General features: G+C 69.2%; 19 protein-coding genes and 1 pseudogene. 7 read left to right on the top strand and 13 right to left on the bottom strand.

Annotation, left to right across the window (positions count from 1 at the left end; all coding sequences use genetic code 11):
• Nucleotides 1-41: 41 nt before the first annotated feature.
• Nucleotides 42-836, top strand: a complete 795-nt coding sequence (locus tag ACIBSV_RS11320; RefSeq protein ID WP_395861610.1) for an MFS transporter — start codon at nt 42-44, stop codon at nt 834-836.
• A 396-nt stretch (nt 837-1,232) separates the two neighbouring features.
• Entirely contained in the window at nt 1,233-2,141 is a 909-nt protein-coding gene (locus ACIBSV_RS11325; protein WP_395861612.1) for a hypothetical protein, read from the top strand.
• 181 nt (nt 2,142-2,322) lie between these two features.
• On the opposite strand, the gene ACIBSV_RS11330 is transcribed toward ACIBSV_RS11325, so the two are convergent.
• Entirely contained in the window at nt 2,323-2,799 is a 477-nt protein-coding gene (locus ACIBSV_RS11330) for a DUF6194 family protein (protein ID WP_395861614.1), read from the bottom strand.
• Between the two features lie 91 nt (nt 2,800-2,890).
• Here ACIBSV_RS11330 and ACIBSV_RS11335 point away from each other — a divergent pair, with 91 nt between their 5' ends.
• Nucleotides 2,891-3,592, top strand: coding sequence for a MerR family transcriptional regulator (locus ACIBSV_RS11335; RefSeq protein WP_395861616.1), 702 nt, complete (start codon nt 2,891-2,893; stop codon nt 3,590-3,592).
• A 330-nt stretch (nt 3,593-3,922) separates the two neighbouring features.
• Here ACIBSV_RS11335 and ACIBSV_RS11340 read toward each other — a convergent pair whose 3' ends face one another.
• From ACIBSV_RS11340 to ACIBSV_RS11350, 3 genes and pseudogenes are all read right to left on the bottom strand, one after another.
• Nucleotides 3,923-4,243 carry a hypothetical protein gene (locus ACIBSV_RS11340; protein WP_395861618.1) on the bottom strand — a complete coding sequence of 107 codons (321 nt, stop codon included), beginning with the start codon at nt 4,241-4,243 and terminating at the stop codon, nt 3,923-3,925.
• A 130-nt stretch (nt 4,244-4,373) separates the two neighbouring features.
• Nucleotides 4,374-4,628: pseudogene (locus ACIBSV_RS11345) on the bottom strand (hypothetical protein).
• Nucleotides 4,629-4,683: 55 nt separating this feature from the next.
• Entirely contained in the window at nt 4,684-6,060 is a 1,377-nt protein-coding gene (locus ACIBSV_RS11350; protein ID WP_395861619.1) for an APC family permease, read from the bottom strand.
• 104 nt (nt 6,061-6,164) lie between these two features.
• Between ACIBSV_RS11350 and ACIBSV_RS11355 the strand changes: the two genes are divergently transcribed.
• The gene (locus tag ACIBSV_RS11355; RefSeq protein ID WP_395861621.1) at nt 6,165-6,638 is read left to right on the top strand and encodes an SRPBCC family protein; all 474 of its coding nucleotides are present in this window, start codon (nt 6,165-6,167) and stop codon (nt 6,636-6,638) included.
• A complete protein-coding gene (locus ACIBSV_RS11360; protein WP_395861623.1) occupies nt 6,635-8,227 on the top strand; it encodes a phytoene desaturase family protein in 1,593 nt (530 codons plus the stop codon). Before ACIBSV_RS11355 ends, ACIBSV_RS11360 begins: the two co-directional genes overlap by 4 nt.
• A gap of 264 nt (nt 8,228-8,491) precedes the next feature.
• On the opposite strand, the gene ACIBSV_RS11365 is transcribed toward ACIBSV_RS11360, so the two are convergent.
• Nucleotides 8,492-9,547 carry a YihY/virulence factor BrkB family protein gene (locus ACIBSV_RS11365; RefSeq protein WP_395861625.1) on the bottom strand — a complete coding sequence of 352 codons (1,056 nt, stop codon included), beginning with the start codon at nt 9,545-9,547 and terminating at the stop codon, nt 8,492-8,494.
• 18 nt (nt 9,548-9,565) lie between these two features.
• On the opposite strand from ACIBSV_RS11365, the gene ACIBSV_RS11370 reads away from it, so the two are divergent.
• Nucleotides 9,566-9,955, top strand: coding sequence for a VOC family protein (locus ACIBSV_RS11370; protein WP_395861627.1), 390 nt, complete (start codon nt 9,566-9,568; stop codon nt 9,953-9,955).
• A 338-nt stretch (nt 9,956-10,293) separates the two neighbouring features.
• Here the strand turns inward: ACIBSV_RS11370 and ACIBSV_RS11375 are convergent, their stop codons facing one another.
• On the bottom strand, nt 10,294-11,199 hold the full coding sequence (locus ACIBSV_RS11375) for an SDR family oxidoreductase (RefSeq protein ID WP_395861628.1): 906 nt from the start codon (nt 11,197-11,199) through the stop codon (nt 10,294-10,296).
• A gap of 229 nt (nt 11,200-11,428) precedes the next feature.
• Complete coding sequence (locus ACIBSV_RS11380) at nt 11,429-11,878, bottom strand: SRPBCC family protein (RefSeq protein WP_395861630.1); 450 nt, start codon at nt 11,876-11,878, stop codon at nt 11,429-11,431.
• A gap of 704 nt (nt 11,879-12,582) precedes the next feature.
• Between ACIBSV_RS11380 and ACIBSV_RS11385 the strand changes: the two genes are divergently transcribed.
• Nucleotides 12,583-12,822, top strand: a complete 240-nt coding sequence (locus tag ACIBSV_RS11385) for a hypothetical protein (RefSeq protein WP_395861632.1) — start codon at nt 12,583-12,585, stop codon at nt 12,820-12,822.
• Between the two features lie 180 nt (nt 12,823-13,002).
• Here the strand turns inward: ACIBSV_RS11385 and ACIBSV_RS11390 are convergent, their stop codons facing one another.
• Genes ACIBSV_RS11390 through ACIBSV_RS11415 form a run of 6 tightly spaced genes read right to left on the bottom strand, consistent with a single transcriptional unit; the run spans nt 13,003 to nt 19,015 of the window.
• Nucleotides 13,003-13,626, bottom strand: coding sequence for a DUF1349 domain-containing protein (locus ACIBSV_RS11390; RefSeq protein WP_395861634.1), 624 nt, complete (start codon nt 13,624-13,626; stop codon nt 13,003-13,005).
• Nucleotides 13,623-14,300 (bottom strand): HAD family hydrolase, encoded by a 678-nt coding sequence (locus ACIBSV_RS11395; protein ID WP_395861636.1) that lies wholly within the window; start codon nt 14,298-14,300, stop codon nt 13,623-13,625. Before ACIBSV_RS11395 ends, ACIBSV_RS11390 begins: the two co-directional genes overlap by 4 nt.
• Complete coding sequence (locus tag ACIBSV_RS11400; protein ID WP_395861638.1) at nt 14,297-15,574, bottom strand: MFS transporter; 1,278 nt, start codon at nt 15,572-15,574, stop codon at nt 14,297-14,299. The genes ACIBSV_RS11395 and ACIBSV_RS11400 overlap by 4 nt, the downstream gene beginning before the upstream one ends.
• Nucleotides 15,571-16,605: a zinc-binding dehydrogenase gene (locus ACIBSV_RS11405; RefSeq protein ID WP_395861639.1), complete on the bottom strand. Its 1,035-nt coding sequence runs from the start codon at nt 16,603-16,605 to the stop codon at nt 15,571-15,573. The genes ACIBSV_RS11400 and ACIBSV_RS11405 overlap by 4 nt, the downstream gene beginning before the upstream one ends.
• Nucleotides 16,605-17,867, bottom strand: a complete 1,263-nt coding sequence (locus ACIBSV_RS11410; RefSeq protein WP_395861641.1) for an aminotransferase class III-fold pyridoxal phosphate-dependent enzyme — start codon at nt 17,865-17,867, stop codon at nt 16,605-16,607. The genes ACIBSV_RS11405 and ACIBSV_RS11410 overlap by 1 nt, the downstream gene beginning before the upstream one ends.
• Nucleotides 17,864-19,015, bottom strand: a complete 1,152-nt coding sequence (locus ACIBSV_RS11415; RefSeq protein ID WP_395861643.1) for a glycosyltransferase family 2 protein — start codon at nt 19,013-19,015, stop codon at nt 17,864-17,866. Before ACIBSV_RS11415 ends, ACIBSV_RS11410 begins: the two co-directional genes overlap by 4 nt.
• Nucleotides 19,016-19,044: the final 29 nt, after the last annotated feature.

Here is a 19,044-nt window from a genome sequence, read left to right on the forward strand (position 1 = left end):
GGGGAGGACGGGGGTGGACGGGTGCGGTCGGCGCCGCGCTGGTGCGGCCCGAACTCCGAGGCCGGGCACTGGCCGTGGTGATCGGTGGACTCACCGCGGCGACCGCGCTGGGGGTGCCGCTCGGCACGCTGGTCGGCCACCTCGCCACCTGGCGGGTCGCACTCGGGGTGGTAGCGGGGTTGTGTCTGGTGATCGCCGTCGCGATCCGGATGATCATGCCCGCACTGCCCGGCGCCGACCGGGTGCCGTTGCGGGCGCGACTGGCGGTGCTGCGCCGACCCGGCGTGCCGGGCGTGCTGCCGCTGACCGTGCTCGGCATGACCGCCGCGTACACCGCATACGCGTACAGCGCGCCCGCGTTGGCGGCGGTCGGGGTCACGGGTTCGGCGGTGGCGTGGATGCTGGTCCTGTACGGCGCGGGTGCGGTGTTCGGCAACCTGTGCTCCGGGCAGGCCACCGACCGACGGGGCCCGGTGCGGGTGCTCGCGGTGACCTATCCCGCGATGGCCGCGGCCCTGGCGCTGCTCGCCGGGCCGGCGGCGGGCGATCCGCCCCGACTGCTCGTCGGCGCGCTGCTGTTCGGGTGGGGCGCCGCCTCCTGGGCGCAGACCCCCGCGCAGCAGCATCGCCTGATCGAGGCCGCACCGCAGGAGGTCCCTCTGGTGGTCTCGTTGAACTCGTCCGGCATATACCTCGGCATCGCGCTGGGTTCCGGCATCGGCGGCATCGCCCTGGGACACGGCGGTGCGGCCACGATGTACGGAGTGGGGGCCGCAATCGCAGTGACGGCCTGGCTGTTCCTGCTCGCCACCACGCGCCGACGCCGGTGGGGGTGAGGTGGGGGACGGTTGGGCTGTGATCGGAGAATCCCGCCTGCGCGTGCTGTGATCGCCGGCCACCATGTGGTTCATGTGCCGAGAGAGTTGTGGTGCGGTGGTTGAGTGACCATGAGGGCCGCCGACTGCAGGCGATCGTCTGTCGGGGAACGACCGGTGCGGTGCGCTTTCGTCGGGCAATGATCGTGCTGACGCGGCTGGTGCAACTCCGTCGGGGCCGCTCTGAGGTCGATCCACGGGCCCCGTGCACGCGTGCGTGCCCGGGGCCGCCCAACCCGGAGCCTGACGGGCCGCGTTCGGCTGCGTGAGCGAAATGCGCGGTTGCCGGACCGGGTAAGCCCGCAGCCGTTCGGCCGGTGGGCGGCCGGTTCGAAGACGAGCACATGAGGAGCAGCGGTGGCGGACGCACGTAAGCGGGCGAGCATTCCGCTCCGCCGTGCCGTGCGGGGCGTGAGCCCCGACGATCCGTTCGTACGGAACCTTGCCCGTGCGACGACAACGGAAGACGTCCTCGAATTGGTGGACCAGGCATTGCAGCGAGCCGGACAGCGCGGCACCGCAATGGACTTGCTGTCCGTCCACGCCGACGACCTGCGGCCGGTCGCCCTGGGCAGTGTGCATTTCGCCCGGGTCAATCACGATGTCGAGATCGACGGCTTCTCGTGCGACATGCCCACCGGGGCGAACACGTTGGCCGAGGTCCGGGGGAACAGGGTGGTCCTGGATTCGCGGTTCTTCACCACGACAGGCGAAAAGCACGGCCGAACAGACGATGCCCTGGCGCTCATTCAGAAGGAGGGCGGAGGGCCCGACGCCGTGATGTTCGGCATCGTCGGGGTGACGCTCCACGAACTGGAAATCGTCCGGCACCATCAAATCGTCCGGCAGTACGGGCGGGGAGTGCCCGACATCCTGCGCGCCGATGCCATGTCCTCGGAAGCCGAACGCGACGCGGCCGCGTTTCCGTCCCGAGGGCAAGCGCCCGCCGTGCCTTGGAGGGTACGGTCCCTCTACCGGGCACAGCCCGACCTTCGGCTGATCACACCCGAGATCGTCGAGCCCGTGATGGGCAAGAGCGCGGCGCACGACACCGTGGAGTTCACCGCCATAGGCGGGCAACGTGTCCATCAACTGGGCAATCACACCGACCGCCTGAGCGTCGTCGTGACCACCGCGCGATCGTCGGCACGGAGCAAGCCGCGGCGATCCAAGGCGCGGCCCCCGGACTCACCGCCGCCGCGGCCCAGCTCCGGAGATCCACGACCGCCTCCCGTGACGTGTGCAATCGCCCGCACATTGCGTTGACCAGGGGCTTCCCGCCGGCCCGGCAGCTCTCCGCATCCCAGGCCGCGGCCACTCGAGGGCGGGAACCGCTCCAACCGGGCCAGAGCGCAGCCGCGCAGGAGACCGGGCAACGGCCGGCGGCCACCGACCGGGGAAACCGGATGGCACGCGAAGTGGGCGACCGTCGGCTCGATTCCTAGCCTCATCGCGTTGTCGAGTCGGCGCGTCGCTCATGGCGTGAGCGCGCGAGGTGATGGGCCGCACGCAGCAGCTCGCGTGTCGGTGCTTCGGTGCGCTCGCCCGGATTCACCACTGCCAGCCAGCCGGCGGTGCCGTAGACGGGGTGGGCGATCACGGTGTCGGTGGCACTGGGGTCGACCTCGGCGGAGGCTGGTTCGTGTGCTGCGTGACCGGTCCAGTGGATGAACGCTTCCTTCCCGGCGGCAATATTCACGCGGAAGGTGTCCAGCCGGTCCAGACGCGATGCCTCGTCGCCGGGGTAGTCCTTGGTCACGACAGTCGCGAACGGTTGGGCCCTCGTCGGAGTGGCACCGTCGGGTGCGTAGTAGAAGAACGTGTCCCCCCAGCTGATTTCCGGCGTGCCGTCGCCGGGTGCGGGCCTGATGATCAGGACGCCGTCGAGGTCGCCCACAAAGCTGATGATCTCGTCGATGGTCATGTGCTCTAGCGTTGCATTGAAGTGCTTGTGGAGACTTTGAGGCCGAGATCGAGGGATGCCGGGATGCCAAGTCTCAAATCAGGGGATATGCGTGCGTACCGCTGATGTCGCGCGACGCGTTGGGTACTCCGTTCAGCAAGTTCGCAATCTCGAGCACGACGGTGTACTTCCGCCCGCGATGCGCACCGCCGCGGGCTACCGGATCTATGGGGAGGTACATCTGCAGTCCGCAATGGCCTACCGAGCCCTCGCCGCGGGCGTGGGGCCGATCGAGGCCAAGAAGATCGTTCGGGCCTTCCACCGGTTTCCCACTTCGCAGGCGCTTGCCCTTCTCGACACGGCGCACGCCCGGCTCGATGCAGAGCGCGCGGAACTGAGGCGCGCTCAGGAGGCCGCCCACGCGATCTCCAGCGAGTCGATCGAAGACGTGCGCGCGTCGGACTCGATGAGCGTCTCCGAACTCGCCGCCGCCCTCGGTGTGCGCCCTTCGACGTTGCGGCACTGGCATGCGGAGGCTCTCGTCATCCCGGACCGCGACCCCGTGCGCGGATCGCGACGATACACACCGACTCAGGTGCAGGATGCGCGGATCGTTCACCAACTGCGCAAGGCCGGATACCGCATCACGCCCCTGCGGGCCCTCATGCCGGAGCTGCGGCGCGCCCGCCGATCGGAGGATGTCGTCTCGGCGCTGGCTGCCAGGGACGCCGGCATCACTGCTCGATCCAAGGCCCTCCTCGACGGTGCCGCCGCACTCAGTGCCGTGCTCTCCATTCACCGGCAAACGGCCTGATCCGGGATTGGCAAGCCACTTGATCGGCACGGCCGACAACGACACGAAGGCACGCGGCCGGGCGCACCCTGGTTTGACGAGACGACCCGGTTGCACCAGATCCTCGGTGCCGGGCCTGGACGGCGGAGAGTTCGACCGCGACCTGCACCGGCCGGTGGGCGAGCCGGTCGGTCCGGCCGGGTGAGCGTGGTGATCGCCGACGCGGGGAACTCGCGGTCGGCACCGAGGGCGAACTGTACGGCGGCGGGGAGAACACGGGGGTCAGCCACCCATTCACGCGATCACGTGGCTGACCCGGCGGTGTTCACGATGCTCGACGGCGTCGGGCGTTCACCGCCGGAGCGGTGTTTCCCCGGGGTCGACCGGGGCCTGGCTCGTGTGGTGTTTCGCGGTGGGGTGCCCCGGGCGTAGTCCGAGTAGCAACGCGTGGCGGCGGGCGGCGCCGATGGCCGCAGTGCCGGCGTCGTCCAGGAGCAGAGTTGCGGAGAGGTCGAAGTCGACGTCGACGACGTGGTCGGGCAGCGCGTTGATGCCGTGCAGGAGGGCTTGGCGCACGCCGTGGGCGACCGTCGCGTCCACCACCCGGGGGAGTGTCACCAGCGCCCGGCCGTCGTCGATCACGCGCACACGGACTTCGCCGTCGTCGGTCACCGTTGTCCCTGCCTCCGTCGTTGTGGTGTGGGTCGAGAATCCGTGCCGTACTGGGTCGGGTCGGTCGCCGGCGTCTTCCCCTGGGACCGTCCCGCCGGGGGAACGCATCGGCGGCCTTCGGGTTCCGGGGTCAATTGCCCAGTCGTGCGCGCAGGAGTGTCTTGGCCTGTTCGGCGCCCTCGCGGGTTTCGCCCTGGGCGCGTCGGAAGAATTCGGCGAGTTCGTTGTCGCCGTCGCGTTCGGCGTCCTGGATGTAGGTCTGCAGGCGTAGGGCGTTGCTCAGGCATCATTCCTCGGTGAGCCAGATGATGTTGTAGTCCTCGTCCTTGGTCCCGGTGATATTGCCGGTCTCGGTCGTGGGTACGCGCCCGACCCGGTTCCGGATAAGGCCCGTGTTCCGGCATCCCTCGTCACCTCGGAGCGCTCTGGTGTATGCGCGTTCAGACCACGGGCCCACTGGTGTGACTTTCGTTTTCGCCGGGGCGCTGCCGGGAGCGGCGTACGGCGGAGAGCAGGCCGAGCACGATCCCGGCGCCGATCAGCGGCAGCCCACGAGCCCAGACGTCGGCTTCGACGCGGGTGGACAACAGGACGCACGACGCGGCGCCCAGGATCGGCAGGACGGTGGGGACGCGGAAATGCTCCCGCTCGTGCTCCCCGGGATTGCGGCGCAGCACGAGTACCGCGACGTTGACGGCGAGGAAGACCACCAGAAGCAGGAGGACCAGGGTCGAGGCGAGGGTGGCGACGTCACCGGTGAGGGCCAGGAGCAGGGACAGTCCGGTCGTCGTCGCGATCGCGGTCCACGGCGTGCGGCGGCCCGGCAGGACGCGGGCCAGGAAAGCCGGCAGCAGGCCGTCCCGGGCCATGCCGTACGTCAGTCGCGAGGACATGATGCCGGTCAACAGGGCGCCGTTGGCGACGGCGACCAGAGCGATGGCGCTGAACAGCCACTCGGGTACGCCACCGGCGATCTCGACCACCTCCAACAGTGGGCCGCTGGACGCCACCAGCCGGTCGGTGGGTACGACGGCGCTCGCGACGATGCCGACCAGCGCGTAGATCACGCCGGCCACGACCAGAGCCCCGAAGAGGGCGCGCGGGTAGGAGCGTCGAGGGTTCCTGGTCTCCTCCGCGACGTTGACCGAGGTCTCGAACCCCACGAACGAGTAGTACGCGAGTACCGAACCGCTCAGCACCGCGCCGGCCGGCCCCTTGTCGTGGACGCCCAGCCGGGTCAGTCGCGAAGGGTCGCCGTCGCCGCGCAGCATCACCCAGGCCCCCAGGCCGATGATCAGGATCAGGCCACCCACCTCGATCAGTGTCGCCACGGAGTTCGCCCGCATCGACTCGCTGATGCCGCGTGCGTTGAGCAGGGCCAGGGCGATCAGGAACAACACCGCCACCAGTGCGATGGGGGCCGTGACGAACTCGGTCAGGTAGTCGCCACCGAAGGCCCGCGCCAACGCGCCGACCGACACGATGCCCGCCGCGAGCATGCAGAACCCGATCACGAAGCCCACGAACGGCCCGTACGCGAGGGTCGTGTAGTGCGAGGCACCGCCCGCCCGCGGGTACTTCGTGGCCAACTCCGCGTACGAACCCGCCGTCAACAGGGCGAGACACAACGCGACGACCAGCGGCACCCACACCGCCCCTCCGACCTCGCCGGCGACTTGGCCCACCAGGACGTACACGCCCGCGCCGAGCACATCGCCGAGAATGAAAAGGAACAGCAACGGCGTCGTCAAGGTCTTCTTGAGTCCGGGCCCGGCTGCCGCGACGGAGGGCACCATCGGTGTCTGCGATGTGGTCATGCGCACCCGTATGCCCCGAAGATCGATTCACAGACGCGGCACGGGGGCAGAGGTACGTCGAGCGTTTCGGGTACGAGACGGCCAGGTTCGGGTAGTCGCCGCGCATGGCTCGACGACAGCAGTTGATCAACGCGAATGCCGAACGGGTTTGGGACGTACTCGCGGACGCGCGGCGCTATGCCGAGTGGGTCGTGGGCACCAAGCGCGTCGAAAGCGCCGATGACGCGTGGCCCGGCGAAGGGGCGCGTCTGGTGTACACGATCGGGTTCGGGCCGATCACGTTTCGGGACGAGTGCATCGTCCGGCTCTGCGAACCGGGCAGACGCCTGGAGCTGGAGGCGGTGGCTTCGCCGTTGGGGACGGCTCGCATCGGCATCGAACTGCTGCCGTGGGACACCGACACCCTGGTCCTGGTGGACGAGCATCCGCTCCGGGGCCCGGCCGCGCGTCTGCACGGCCCACCCGGCGAGTTCCTTCTGCACCTGCGCAACCGCAGGATGCTCCGCAACCTCGCCCGGGTCGCCGAGGAACCGTCGGAGGGCGAGTACGCTCCGGCGCCCGAAGCCGGCCCCCGATGACCGACGAGGCCGACGCGGTCGTCATCGGCGCCGGCCCGAACGGGCTGGTGGCGGCCAACATCCTCGCGGATCGCGGATGGCGGGTCGAGGTGCTGGAAGCCCGGGAGGCCCCCGGCGGCGCGGTGCACAGCGATCGCGAGGTGCATCCGGACTTCGTGAGCGACACCTTCAGTTCCTTCCATCCCCTTGCCGTTGCCTCGCCCGCGATCGCCGCACTGAACCTGCACGAGTTCGGACTTCGTTGGAGTCACGCCCCTTCGGTCCTGGCACACCCCCTCGCCGACGGACGATGTGCCGTCCTGCGGCGCGGCGTCGATGCCACGGCCACAGGGCTGGCAGCGGACTTCGGCACCGACGACGGGGCGGGGTGGCGCAGGCTGTCGGCGCTGTGGGACCGCTTGGACCCGCATCTGGTGAACGCGCTTCTGACTCCCTTCCCGCCGATTCGTTCCGGGATGGCGCTCGCGGCGCGACTCGGGCCGGCGGACGGCCTACGGTTCGCGCGCATGATGGCCTTGTCGGTGCGCAGATTGGGCGAGGAGGAGTTCTCCGACGTCGGCGCCACGATGCTGTTGGCCGGCTGCGCGCTGCACGCGGATCTGGTGCCGGAGGCCGCCCCGAGCGCGGCATACGGCTGGCTCCTGGCCATGCTCGGCCAACAGTACGGTTGGCCCGTGCCGGTGGGCGGCGCGGGCACGTTGACCGACGCGCTGGTCCGACGCCTCACCGCCAAGGGCGGCAACGTCCGCTGCGGCACGCGGGTGACGTCGGTCGTCGTGCGCGGCGGTGCGGCTCTGGGCGTACGTACGGCGGACGGCGCGGCGGTGCGGGCGCGCCGGGCAGTGCTGGCCGACGTCCCGGCGCCGGCGCTGTACGGCGGGCTCGTCTCGTGGGACGACCTGCCCACGCGGCTGCGCGAGGACCTGCGCCGGTTCGCCTGGGACCCGGGGACGTTCAAGGTCGACTGGGCCCTCAACGGGCCGATCCCATGGACGGCGGACGCGGCGTCCGAAGCCGGCACCGTACATCTGTCCGGCGACCTCGCGGAACTCTCCGACTACGCCGTACAGGTGGCCTCGGGCAGACTGCCCGCCCGCGCGTTCCTGCTGCTGGGACAGATGACCACGACGGACCCCACCCGTTCCCCGGCCGGAACGGAATCCGCCTGGGCCTACACACACGTTCCCAGGCACGTCACCGAGGACCTCGACGGCCGCCTCACCGGACGCTGGGATCTCGCGGAGACGGAAGCGTACGCCGATCGCCTCGAAGCGCGGGTCGAGTCCTTCGCGCCGGGATTTCGCGCAAGGATCACCGCGCGCCGGATCATGTCCCCGCTCGCCCTGGAGGCGGCGAACGAGAGCCTGGTCGGCGGCGCCCTCAATGGCGGATCCGCCGCGCTGCACCAGCAGTTGGTCTTCCGGCCCGTCCCGGGCACGGGCGGATCGCGCACGCCGGTCCGCCGGCTGTATCTGGCCTCCGCATCCGCTCACCCCGGAGGCGGTGTGCACGGGGCCTGCGGCGCGAACGCCGCCCGCGCCGCGCTGCGCGCCGACCGCCTGGCGATCACCCGCGTCATCGGCTGTTGATCGCCCCCGCCGGGAACGTCGAGCGCTCGATCGCTTCGTGATCGATGTCGACGGGCGGTCTCGAGGTACCGTCGGCCGAGGAAGGTGTGTGCGTGCGTAGCCCCGATGGGTTGCCGCTTGCCACCGGTGGGATTGCGGGGCCGCGGTCGTCTCGGTGACAAGCAGGCCCATGAGCGCTTCGGGGCCGCCGCCGCGCACGGCCGCGCACGGCCGCGTTCGGGCGCCTCACGCGCATCCGCGTTTCGGTCGCGGTCCCCCGTGGGCTCAGGACGAATCATTCAGTCGGCGGTGGTCTTTCGCACTCCACTTGCGGGTGTCCCTCGGCCGGACGTAGGGCTCCTCGTCCTCGGGGAGGCCGCCGGCGATGGCGCGTCGGCGGGCGAGTTCGGCGTCGAATTCGAGCCCGAGCAGGACGGCGAGGTTGGTGATCCACAACCACACCAGGAAGATGATCACTCCCGCGAGTGTCCCGTAGGTCTTGTTGTAGGAGGCGAAGTTCGCGACGTAGAAGGCGAAGCCGGCGGAGGCGAGCATCCAGATCGCCAGGGCGAGGAAGCTGCCGGGGGTGATCCATCTGAAGCCGCGGCCCTCGGCGTTGGGCGCGGCCCAGTACAGGATCGCGACCATGATCGTCACCAGCAGGACCAGGACCGGCCACTTCGCGATCGACCACGCCGTCAGCGCGCCGTCGCCGATACCCAGTGCGGTGCCCACCTGTCGCGCCAGGGAACCGGTGAATACCACGATCAGCGCACTGGCGCAGGCGAGAATCATCAGCACGACGGTCAGGCCGAGGCGCAGCGGGAGGACCTTCCACACCGGCCGGCCCTCGGGCATGTCGTAGACGGCGTTGGAGGCCCGGATGAACGCGGCGACATAGCTGGAGGCGGACCACACGGCGACCACCAGGCCCACCACCGCCAGGAGCGAGCCCAAGCCACCGTTGTTCTGCAACTGGCGCACCGCGTCGGTGATCACATCGCGTGCCGAGCCGGGGGCCCACTTGTTCAGGTTGTCCAGCACCCGGTCGGTGGTCGATTCGCCGGCGATACCCAACAGGGAGACCAACACCAGCAGGGCGGGGAACAGTGCCAGTACGCCGTAGTAGGTCAGGGCCGCGGCCCGGTCGGCGAGTTCGTCGTCCTTGAACTCATTGACCGTGCCGCGCAGCACCGCGAGCCAGGCCCGCTTGGGCAACTCGCTCGGCTGATCGGGTGCGCGTTCCTCGACCTGCTCGGACGGGCCCACGTCCTCGGGGCGGCCTTCGGCGTCGTCACGGTTGTGGTCGTCCTCGTGTCCCGGCCGCGGTGCGTGTGTCATGCCTGACGAGTTTCCGTCTTGGCGGCCCGCATGCCGATTTTGACATTCCTGATGGGGCTCGGGTCCGAGTCCGCCATGGACGACCATCCGCAGCTCGTGCAGACGGTCCTGGACACCACCGAACCGAGAATTCTGGTGGAGTTCTACCGTCTACTGCTTGGACTGTCGTATCGACCCGGCGACGAACCCCCCGTGGAGGGGGCGTCCGACGATGCCGACGGGCTCGTCCTGCGCGATGCCGACGGAACGAACAAGCTCGCCTTTCGACACGGCGATCACCTGACGCGGACGACGTGGCCTCGGCACGACGTCCTGATGCAGATGCACCTGGATCTCGCCGTCCCGGGCACGACCGATCTGCATACGCAGCGTGAGCGCGCGCAGTCTCGGGGCGCGGTTCCTGCCTGACGAGCACGACGACCCCGACGACCCCGACGAACCGCGCTGTATGTGTTCGCGGACCCCTCTGGGTATCCGTTCCGCATCTTCGTCGCCTGACCGGCCCCCGGTCGGGACCAGCCGCGTTCTCGGCGCCGGCCCGGCCGCCGGCGGCCTGGTTGCGATGTTCGTCGGTGGGTTCTCGCGCGCTGCCACGGCATATCGCCGAATCCGGGCCCGGAGAACCGCATCCGCCCGGACACGGCACCCCCAAGCCCAGTCATCGGCCCGCCACCCCGCCGGCCCCCGGCCGCCCTCGGTTCCAAGCGTTTGCCCAGGCCCCCAACCCCGGTCCCCTCGACGAAGCGCTACCGGTACCGGTCCTGCGTGCCGGGGGCTGTGTCGTCGCGGCCGCCGGCTCCGAGCAGTCCGGTCGCGTCGAACGTGTGGTGCGCGGCGAGGCGCGGAAGTTCGGTGCGGGCCAGGCGGGTGACCAACGGCGGCAGGGCGGCGCGGACCGGCTGCAGTGCCCTGAGCCATGCGGGGGCGTAGACCGCGCAGGAGCGTCGTTCCACGGCTCGCACCATCCTGGAGGCGACGGTGCGCACCGGGTAGACCTTGCGGGCCGGCCGGGGCATGTGCGCGCGCAACTCCCGCAGGACCGGGTGCTGGTCGGCGTCTCGGATCATGTCGGTGTCGGTCCAGTTCAGGTAGGCGACGCCCACTCCGACGCCCTCGTGGGCGAGTTCCGCTCCCAGGGCGTGGGCGAACGATTCGACACCGGCCTTGGACGCGCAGTAAGCGGTCATCATGGGCGAGGCGCCCATGGCCGCCAGGGATGCGATCTGCAGGTAGTAGCCCCGGGAGGCGAGCAGGTCGGGCAGGAACGCCCTGGCGGTGATCGAGCTGCCGATCAGATTCACCTCGATCACACGCCGCCAGGTCGCGGGGTCGGACTCGGCGAACGGCCCACCCTCGGCCACTCCGGCGTTGGCGACGACCACCGACGGCGCACCCAACCGCTCGCGCACCTGTGCGGCGGTGCGGTGCATCGCCGCATCATCGGTGACATCGACCTCCCACCAGTCGGCTCGCCCCGGCAGGGACCGCGCGACGCGCTCCAGGGACCGCGCGTTGTGCCCGAGCAGCGCCACGACCGCGCCACGCTCCGCCAGTCCAACGGCCACGGCCGCGCCCAAGCCGCGCCCGGCCCCGGTTACGACGGCGACGCGCCCAGCCAGGGGTCGTGCCCTTTTTCGACCGATTACCGACATCCCGCCAGCCTACGTAGACGAGGTCTCGCGGGCCACACGGCTCTCGCGAGGCCCGTTCCGGGCGGGGGCCGGGGCCGGGAACCCGGGCGCCGTCGAGTCCCGGTGGCGGCGGCATGGCACCGCTTGGCGACCGTGCCCTCGTTCGGGCGTGGTTCGACGGCGGGGCCGGCACCTCTCGCCGGGGCGATGGGTGCCGGTCCCGCCGTCGTGGGGTTCTCGGGTCGATCGGTCAGACTTCGCCCCGCCAGGCGCCGGTCGCGGTGCCTCGGGATTCGATGAACGTCTTGAAGCGTTCGAGGTCGCCCTTGGCCTGACGGCGGACGAATCCGAGTTTGTCGCCGACGGTGTCGGCGATGCCGTGGGGGTCGTGGTCGAGTTGCAGCATGATCTTGGTGTGGGTGTCGCCCAAGCGGTGGAAGGTGACCACGCCGGCTTGGTGCACCTCGCCCTCGACGGTGGTCCAGGCCACGCGTTCGTCGGGGATCTGCTCGGTGACGGCGGCGTCGAACTCGCGCTTGACGCCGTGGACGTTGGTGGTCCAGTGGGTGAGCGTGGGGGTGCGCTGCTCGATGCGTTCGACGCCGTCCATGAATTGGGGGAAGTCCTCGAACTGCGTCCACTGGTTGTAGGCGACGGACACGGGAACGTCCACTTCGATGGATTCCTCGATCTGGGACACGCGGCCAACCTTCCTCGATGACGTCGGTGTGACGGTGGACCGCTGCCCGATTTCTCCCGCCCGACACGCTTCACGCCGTGGAGGAGCCCGTGCGTCGGACCCACCTGCGGTCACCCGCTTCGACGGCGGTCACGCGTGGGCGGCTTCGGAGGATGTCTTGGTTGCTTGCGGCGGCGCCCGTTCGGGAGTGCCGACGCCGTTGCGGCCTCGTGGTACGGGTCGCCCGGGGGCGACCGGACGGCGTGGCCGGTGACGGTGCTTGCGTGGGGTCGGCGCTTGGACGCCGACGCCCGGCCGGTGTGTGGGCCGACCAAGGGAAGCCGCGTCGGTCTGCCGGCCCTTCCACGTCGTCCAGTGCCTTGACGGGATCCATCGCACTCCAGAGGGAGTCCGAAACGGCGCCGTCGTAGCGAGCAGCATCCACCAGGGCCTACTCCGGCGACGGATGGGCGGGGTCGATCTCCAGCAGGCCGGCCATGGCTGGTCGCGCGGTGGGGGCGGGAATAGTGGCGCCCATCCAGTGGACGACCTGGCCGGGATGGCGAAGAACGCCCCCGGCGACTCCCCGGCTCGCAGCCTCGTCACCCAGGCGGCAGACAGCGGGCGCCGCGCGGCAGACTTTCTCGACAAGCGCGACGTCGGCACCCTGGTGGGAGACATCCAGGGGTTCGCCCGTCGACGCCCGACCGTACTCCTACGGAACGTTGGCGATCCAGCTCTACGCCCAGACGTTCCCCCGTCGGGTGCGCGCCCTGGTCGGCGACGGCAACATGGATCACCAGAACCTGCGCGGCCCGTGGGACTGGATGAACGCGGGGATCGGTGCGCTCGAGGACAACTTCGTCCGGTTCGCCGACTGGTGCGACACCACGACGGACCCCCGCCCCCTGACGGCCGGTTGGGACTCCGATGACGTGGCACGGTCGTCGGGGGCAGGCTGGTGATGTGTGTCATCGAGGTGGAGGGCTTGTTGCCGAGTTGTCGGTGCGTCGGTTGTACGGCGAGAACCCGGACTGTGTGAAGACGACGTTCGTCGAGCAGGTCGAAGGGCTGACCGAGCGGTATCAGCGGCGCACCCGGCCCTGCGGCGGATGGTCGAGGCGGTTGGGGTGGCGCCGACAGGGTCAGCTGTTGTCCCTGATATCGGCCGCCTCGTCGGGTGCGAACGTCACGTCCGCAAAGGTCGTCCGGCATCCGGGGCCGTTCGGTGACTGCGCGAGGAATCCGACCTCGACCGGCATGTCGATCGGTGTTCCCAGGCTGCATACGCGTACCAGGTGCCACGTCCGGCCGTCGGCAGAGCTGTGCAGGGCGAACGCGTGGGTCATACGGGAAACGCGCAGGTATACGGCATCCCCTGCTACGTCCCAGGAGTTCGCGTCGTCGGACGCCCCGCGTGTCACGACCGAGACGACGCTTCCCCGGCCCGCGGGCGAGAACTCGAAGCACAGCTTCAGCCAGGTCGTCTCGTCGGCCCACACCACCAGTACGCCGGCGTCGAAGGTGTGCTGGAAATCGACGCGAACACGGGCGCTCAGCTGGAACGGCCCGGCGACGGCTCCGGTGAGCCTGGTCAGGGCAGAGGGCGGTTGCCCGGGCCCGGCGGTCGGGTCGATGAACAAGTCGCTCTTTTCGGCGGCGACGATTTCGAGTGTGCCGTCCGGAACCGTCCTCCACCGCGCTCCGTCCGGGCCGCCGGCAGTCAACGGAAACGGCAGCCCTGGCAGCCGGACGGCCTCGGGATTCATCGGCGCACCTCACTGGGGTCGTGGCTCAACAGGTCCTCCAGATCGCACAGTGCCAGCGAGTCGAGCCGGATGTCCGCGGCGTCGAAGTCGTGCGAACGGGTCAGCACGTGCGGCACCGCGACACACAGGGCGCCGGCGGCCTTGGCCGCCCGCACCCCACGCCCGGAATCTTCGAAGGCCACGATGTGCTCGGGTTCCGTCCCGAGCCGCCGCGCAGCGAGGAGGTACAGATCCGGTGCCGGCTTGACACGTACGACATCGTCCGCGGTGACCACCACGGAAAATGCATCGCGCAGCCCGAACTGGTCCAGGTAGGGGACCACGGATGCCTCGCGGGAACTGGACGCGATGGCGAGCGGCACGGCGCGCAACTGTGCCTCGGCGATCAGACGCCGCACACCGGGCAGCGGCGCCTCGTATGCCATCCACGCTCTGAAAAGGCATTCCGCCTGCTCTTCCAACTCGCTCGCGTCCACGCTCCCGCACCGGGCGGACAGGTCCGTGAACGGATCGAAGTCGTGCAGCGTTCCGCCGACGGACTCGACGACGGAGGCGTACGGCAATTCCTGGAAGTACGTCCGGTAGAGCCGGCGCAGTACCGCGAGCCACAGTACTTCCGTGTCGGCGACCAGGCCGTCGAAATCAAGTACCAGCGCCTTGCGTCGCCTACTCATGAAGTCCCCACCGTGTCCGAGGAATCGCTGCGGGGAACGAGCCGGATGTCCGTCCGGTACGACGCGGATCGGCCGAATGAACACGCTGCGGCGAAGGCGTAGAGCGCAGCGATCGCTGCGAACAGCAGCAGCGGCCGCACGTCGAAGACGACCGCTGCGAGGTAGCCGGTCGGGATGGACACCACGGCGGTGAACGTTTGCACCGCGGCGAAGAACGCGGCGCGTTCGCCCGTGTGGACGCAGCTCACGACGATGGCATCCCGGTAGGACTCGACCAGGAAGGGTCCTGCCGAGGTAAGCACGGCGCACACGCACAGCAGCACGATCTCGCCCCGGCCCAGCAGCAGGAACAGCGCCCAGCCGGCGCAGCTGGTGACGAGTGACCAACGCACCATTGCGGCTGCCGGGATCCTCCCGGACGCCCGCGGCATGACGACGGTGTAGCAGAACAGCGCGGCAAGCGCCCCCACAGCCGGGACCGCGCCGACTACGAGGTGTCCGTACCCCAAGTTCTTGGAAAGGTACACGGCCAGGAAGATGTTGAGTTGAAAGGCGACGAAACTCGACACGTACATCAGGATCAGACGGCGCAGCGCGGCGTGTCGGCCCGCCGCCCGCAGCAGCTTCCCCCCGTCGAGCACGCTGCGCAGCAGCCTGGTGTCCGCGTGCCGTTCCATCGCCTCGGAGCCGGCCCGCGTCTCGACGGTGTACCGATGGCGGAGCAAGTTGTGCAGGAGCATGGCAAGTCCGCCGACGAAGAACAGGACTCGCAGCGTCGGCACTGTGCCGTACCGGTCCATGAAGAGCCCGACGACGGGAACCAGCAGCCCCGCGAACATGATCACCACTTTGATGGCCGCGAAGATACGCGGCCGGTCCTCCTCCCGGCTGTCCTCCGTTGCCAGGAGCCAGAACGACACGTTGACGATCTTGGAGGAGGCGTTGAGCAGGTAGCCGACGAGGAACATCCAGGTGTTGTGGCTGAACGCCCAGACGAACATCGGGACGACCCAGGAGGTGACGTCGAACCAGAAGGTGGCCCGGCGTCGCCCCATCCGGTCGGTCAGGGCGCCTGCGACGAGCTGGAACATGAACGCGACGTACAGGTTGGCAGAGAGAATGGCGCCGATGGCGACGGTGCTCAGGCCGACGCTCTCCATGTACAGAGTCGCGTAGTACAGCGCGGCCGTACCGAAGATTGCCCAGAACGGCTCTGTGTAGATGCAGTACCGCGCATTGCGGTCGAGGTCCCCGACGAAACCCCGGCGGATCACGACCGGATCACGGCCTTGACGGCCTTCACCTCGACCGCCCGCCCGGTGGCGAGGTCGACGCCCATGGTGGCTTCGAAGGCCTGGCGGAAGTCGGGCATGCCGACCTCGGTGGTCACCATGTCCGCCAAGGCCGGAGTATCCGCGGCGAAGTCCAACGCCGGGCCGATCGCGTCGTGCACGGGGACGGCTGCGACGATGCTCAGCCCGTCGTCGATGAGCCGCGTGGGTGCCACCTCGACGCGGTAGGTGTCGTCATAGCCCATCGGCACCACCCGGCCGCCCTTTGCGACGACCTCCAGCGCCGTGGCCAGTTGGTTGCCGACCGCGTCGATCACCACGTCGAACTTCCTGCCGCCGGTAAGCTCCGCAACCGTCTCCGGGGTGAGGTCGGCGGGATGGAGCGCGTGGTTGGCGACGCCGGCGGCGAAGTCGCGGCGGAACGCGTTGGGTTCCGTGGCCACGGTGAGCCGGCACAGCCTGCGGGTGATCGTCTGGCACAGCAGCCCGATCGCGCCGGACCCGATCACCAACGCGGATTCGTGCGGGCGCAGGTTCGACTTGAGGACGCTGTTCAGCGAACATCCCAGCGGTTCGATCAGGCTTGCCACCCGCCAACTCATGCCTTCGGGTATCGGGTACAGGTACTGCGCACTGCCGACGTAGTACTCGGCGAACGTGCCCGCAAGCGTGAAGCCCACCTGGTGGTCGTCGAAGTTGAAGCAGTAGCAGTAGGCGCCCAGCCGGCAGTTGCGGCATGTCCCGCAGGACTGCGTGGGATTGACGACGACGCGGTCGCCGACTTTCAGGTGGGTCACAGCGTCGCCCACTTCGACCACAGTGCCCACTCCTTCGTGGCCGAGCACGGTGCCCACGTCCGCGACATCGAGCTTGCCCGCGAGGATTTTGTGGTCGGTGCCGCAAATGCCGGTCATGGCGATCCGCACCTTGGCTTGGTGGGAAGCGGTCAGACGCGGTTCCTCGACATCGACGAGGTCCATCCGTCCTTTGCCCGCGTAGACAAGTGCCCGCATCAGCAGTGCTCCGTTCCGTCGTATTGCCGGTAGGTGGCCAGCGCCGCGACGACGGACCGCTCCACGTCGTCGAAATGCGCTGGTGTGTGTCGGTCCGAGAAGACGAAGTAGCCCTTGGTGAAGATCTGTTGGTCGGCGAGCGCGGTCATCAGGTGCGAGCGGACCGGGTCTGTCCAGAAGTCCGACGCCCCGGGGGTACCGAGCGAGAAGCTGGAGTAGTCGCCGCGGACTTCGACTCTGCCGACCAGTCCCAGTTCGGCGATGCGGGAGCGCCAGTCGGCCATCATCGTGGTGGCCCGGGCCCGCCACGACGGCCATTCCGGCGCCTGTTCCAGCAGGTCCTCACAGGCCAGGGCGGCCGCGAACGCGAGCGACTCGCTGGAATGGGCGTTGCTCATGCGGACTTCCGCGGCACGCATGACCAGGTGGCGGTCGCCGAGGACGGCAGCGAGCGGCAGGCCGTTGGCCATGCCCTTGGATATGCACAACAGATCCGGCCAGACATCGGCTTCGCCGCACGCGCCCCGAGGGCCCATGCGCATTCCGCAGGTGACCTCGTCGAAGACCACCACAACGCCCCGGGACCGGGCTTCCTCGGCAATGGTCCGCAGATCGCCCGCAGACCAGCGGTTCGGACACAAGACCACGGCTGCGGGGAGGCCCTGGGATCCGCGCACCAGGTCGACCACGCGCTCGATGTCACCTGGTCTGCCGACCAGGGTCAGCGCCGCCACGGAGCGGGGGATGCCGAGTTCCCCGGGGCCCTGGGCATAATGCGCCGACGCGGCCCAGTCGTGCCAACCGTGGTACTCCGTCGCAACCACGAGGTCTCGTCCGGTCGCCGCTCGGGCCATGCGCACCGCGCCGCTCACCGCGTCGGCACCACTCTTGGCGAATTTGACCGACTCGAACACCCCGAGCCGGGCCAGGAGCCTTTGCGCCAAGGTCAGTTCGAGCGGATCAGCGACGGAAAACGAGGTACCGCGACGCAGTTGCGTGATCACGGCTTCCTCGACCTCGGGACGCCGGTGCCCCCATGTCACCGTGCCCATGGCCATCTCGCAGTCCAGCCAGGTGCGGCCGTCGACATCCGTGAACTCGGCATCCTTCGCGTACGCCGCTGCGATCGCACCGCGCCCCGGCAGCAGTCGGTGCGGTGTCTTGGCCAGCGTGCTGCACCCGGCCGGCACAACATTCTCGACCTCGGCGAGCCACGCGAGACTGCGCGTATGCGAAGCGGGGCCTCCTGGCGTGGCCGTCACCGAACCCTCGCTCCCGGCCAGCAGCCGGCGGTCAAGTCCGCCAGACTCTGCACGTTGCCGTACAGGTCGACGACGACGTCCGCCGACTGCGTCTCCAGGCGCTGGGTCAACCACATGCCGTTGTCCAGCAACCGCACGAAGTTCTCGACCAGGATCAGCATCGGCCGCGGCTCGGTCAGGAGTTCTCTCGGCAGCATTTGCGGAAGCAGGATGGGGCTCCCGCCGTCGACGCGCGTCGAGTAGTCCAGGATGTCGTGCCGGTCGATCCCCGATGCGTCGGCAAGCGCTCGCCAGAAGTCGTCGGCGTCCGTGCGCGTTTCCGCGAGGTCGAGTAACAGGCGGTCGCGCACGTCCACGGTACGGTCCGCGAGGCCGGCGAGGAGCCGAGGGGTGATGTCGTTGTCGATCTGCGCGCCCCAGGACTTCCAGAACCGCGCGAGGTTGTTCTTCCGATTTCCGTCGCGGTGCACCCCGTTGCGCCGCTCCCAGTGGTACGAGGTGACCCTCGGGTCGATCATCGTGCGGTAGCCGAGCCGCCGCGCCCGCATCTGGTAGTCGAAGTCCTCATAGCCGTTGAAGTAGCGCTCGTCCAGCAGGCCCACCTCGTCCCGGACTTGCCGGGTCATGGCGAAGAGCGCGAATGCGGCCATCGGGACGGTGTACGGGTCCTGCGGCAGAGCGGCAGGCCTGGCGTTGAGGTAGAGGTGTCTGCCGAGGGTCTCTCCGAACGAGATGCCGCAGTGCTGCACGCCGCCGGTCTGCGGGTACAGCAGCACGCCCGCGGTCATGCCCGCGTCGGGGTTGTCGCTCAGCGTCCGCAGCATTCCGGACTGCCAACCCGGTTCCAGGATCAGATCCGAGTCGACGAAGAAGATGTGATCGCCCTCCGCGAGGGCAAGGCCTTGGTTCAAGGCCTGTCCGCAACCGCGCGGGTTCTCGTTGTGGAGCGTCGTCACTGTGATCGCATGGGCCCGCTCCGCCTTGATCGCCCGGCCGAACTCCTCGATCTGCTCGCCTACTTCCGTACCGGAGCCGTCGTTGACAACGATTAACTGGGTATCCGGCTCGACCGTCTGCCGCATCGACTCCAGGAAGAGAGCCAGCACGTTCCGGGATTGGAACACGGGCACGATGACACTGCTGCGCATAGATCTCCTTAGAGAATCCCGACGACGCA

Origin of the sequence: Embleya sp. NPDC050154, from assembly GCF_044460165.1 — a bacterium.
Taxonomy (GTDB): Bacteria; Actinomycetota; Actinomycetes; order Streptomycetales; family Streptomycetaceae; genus Embleya.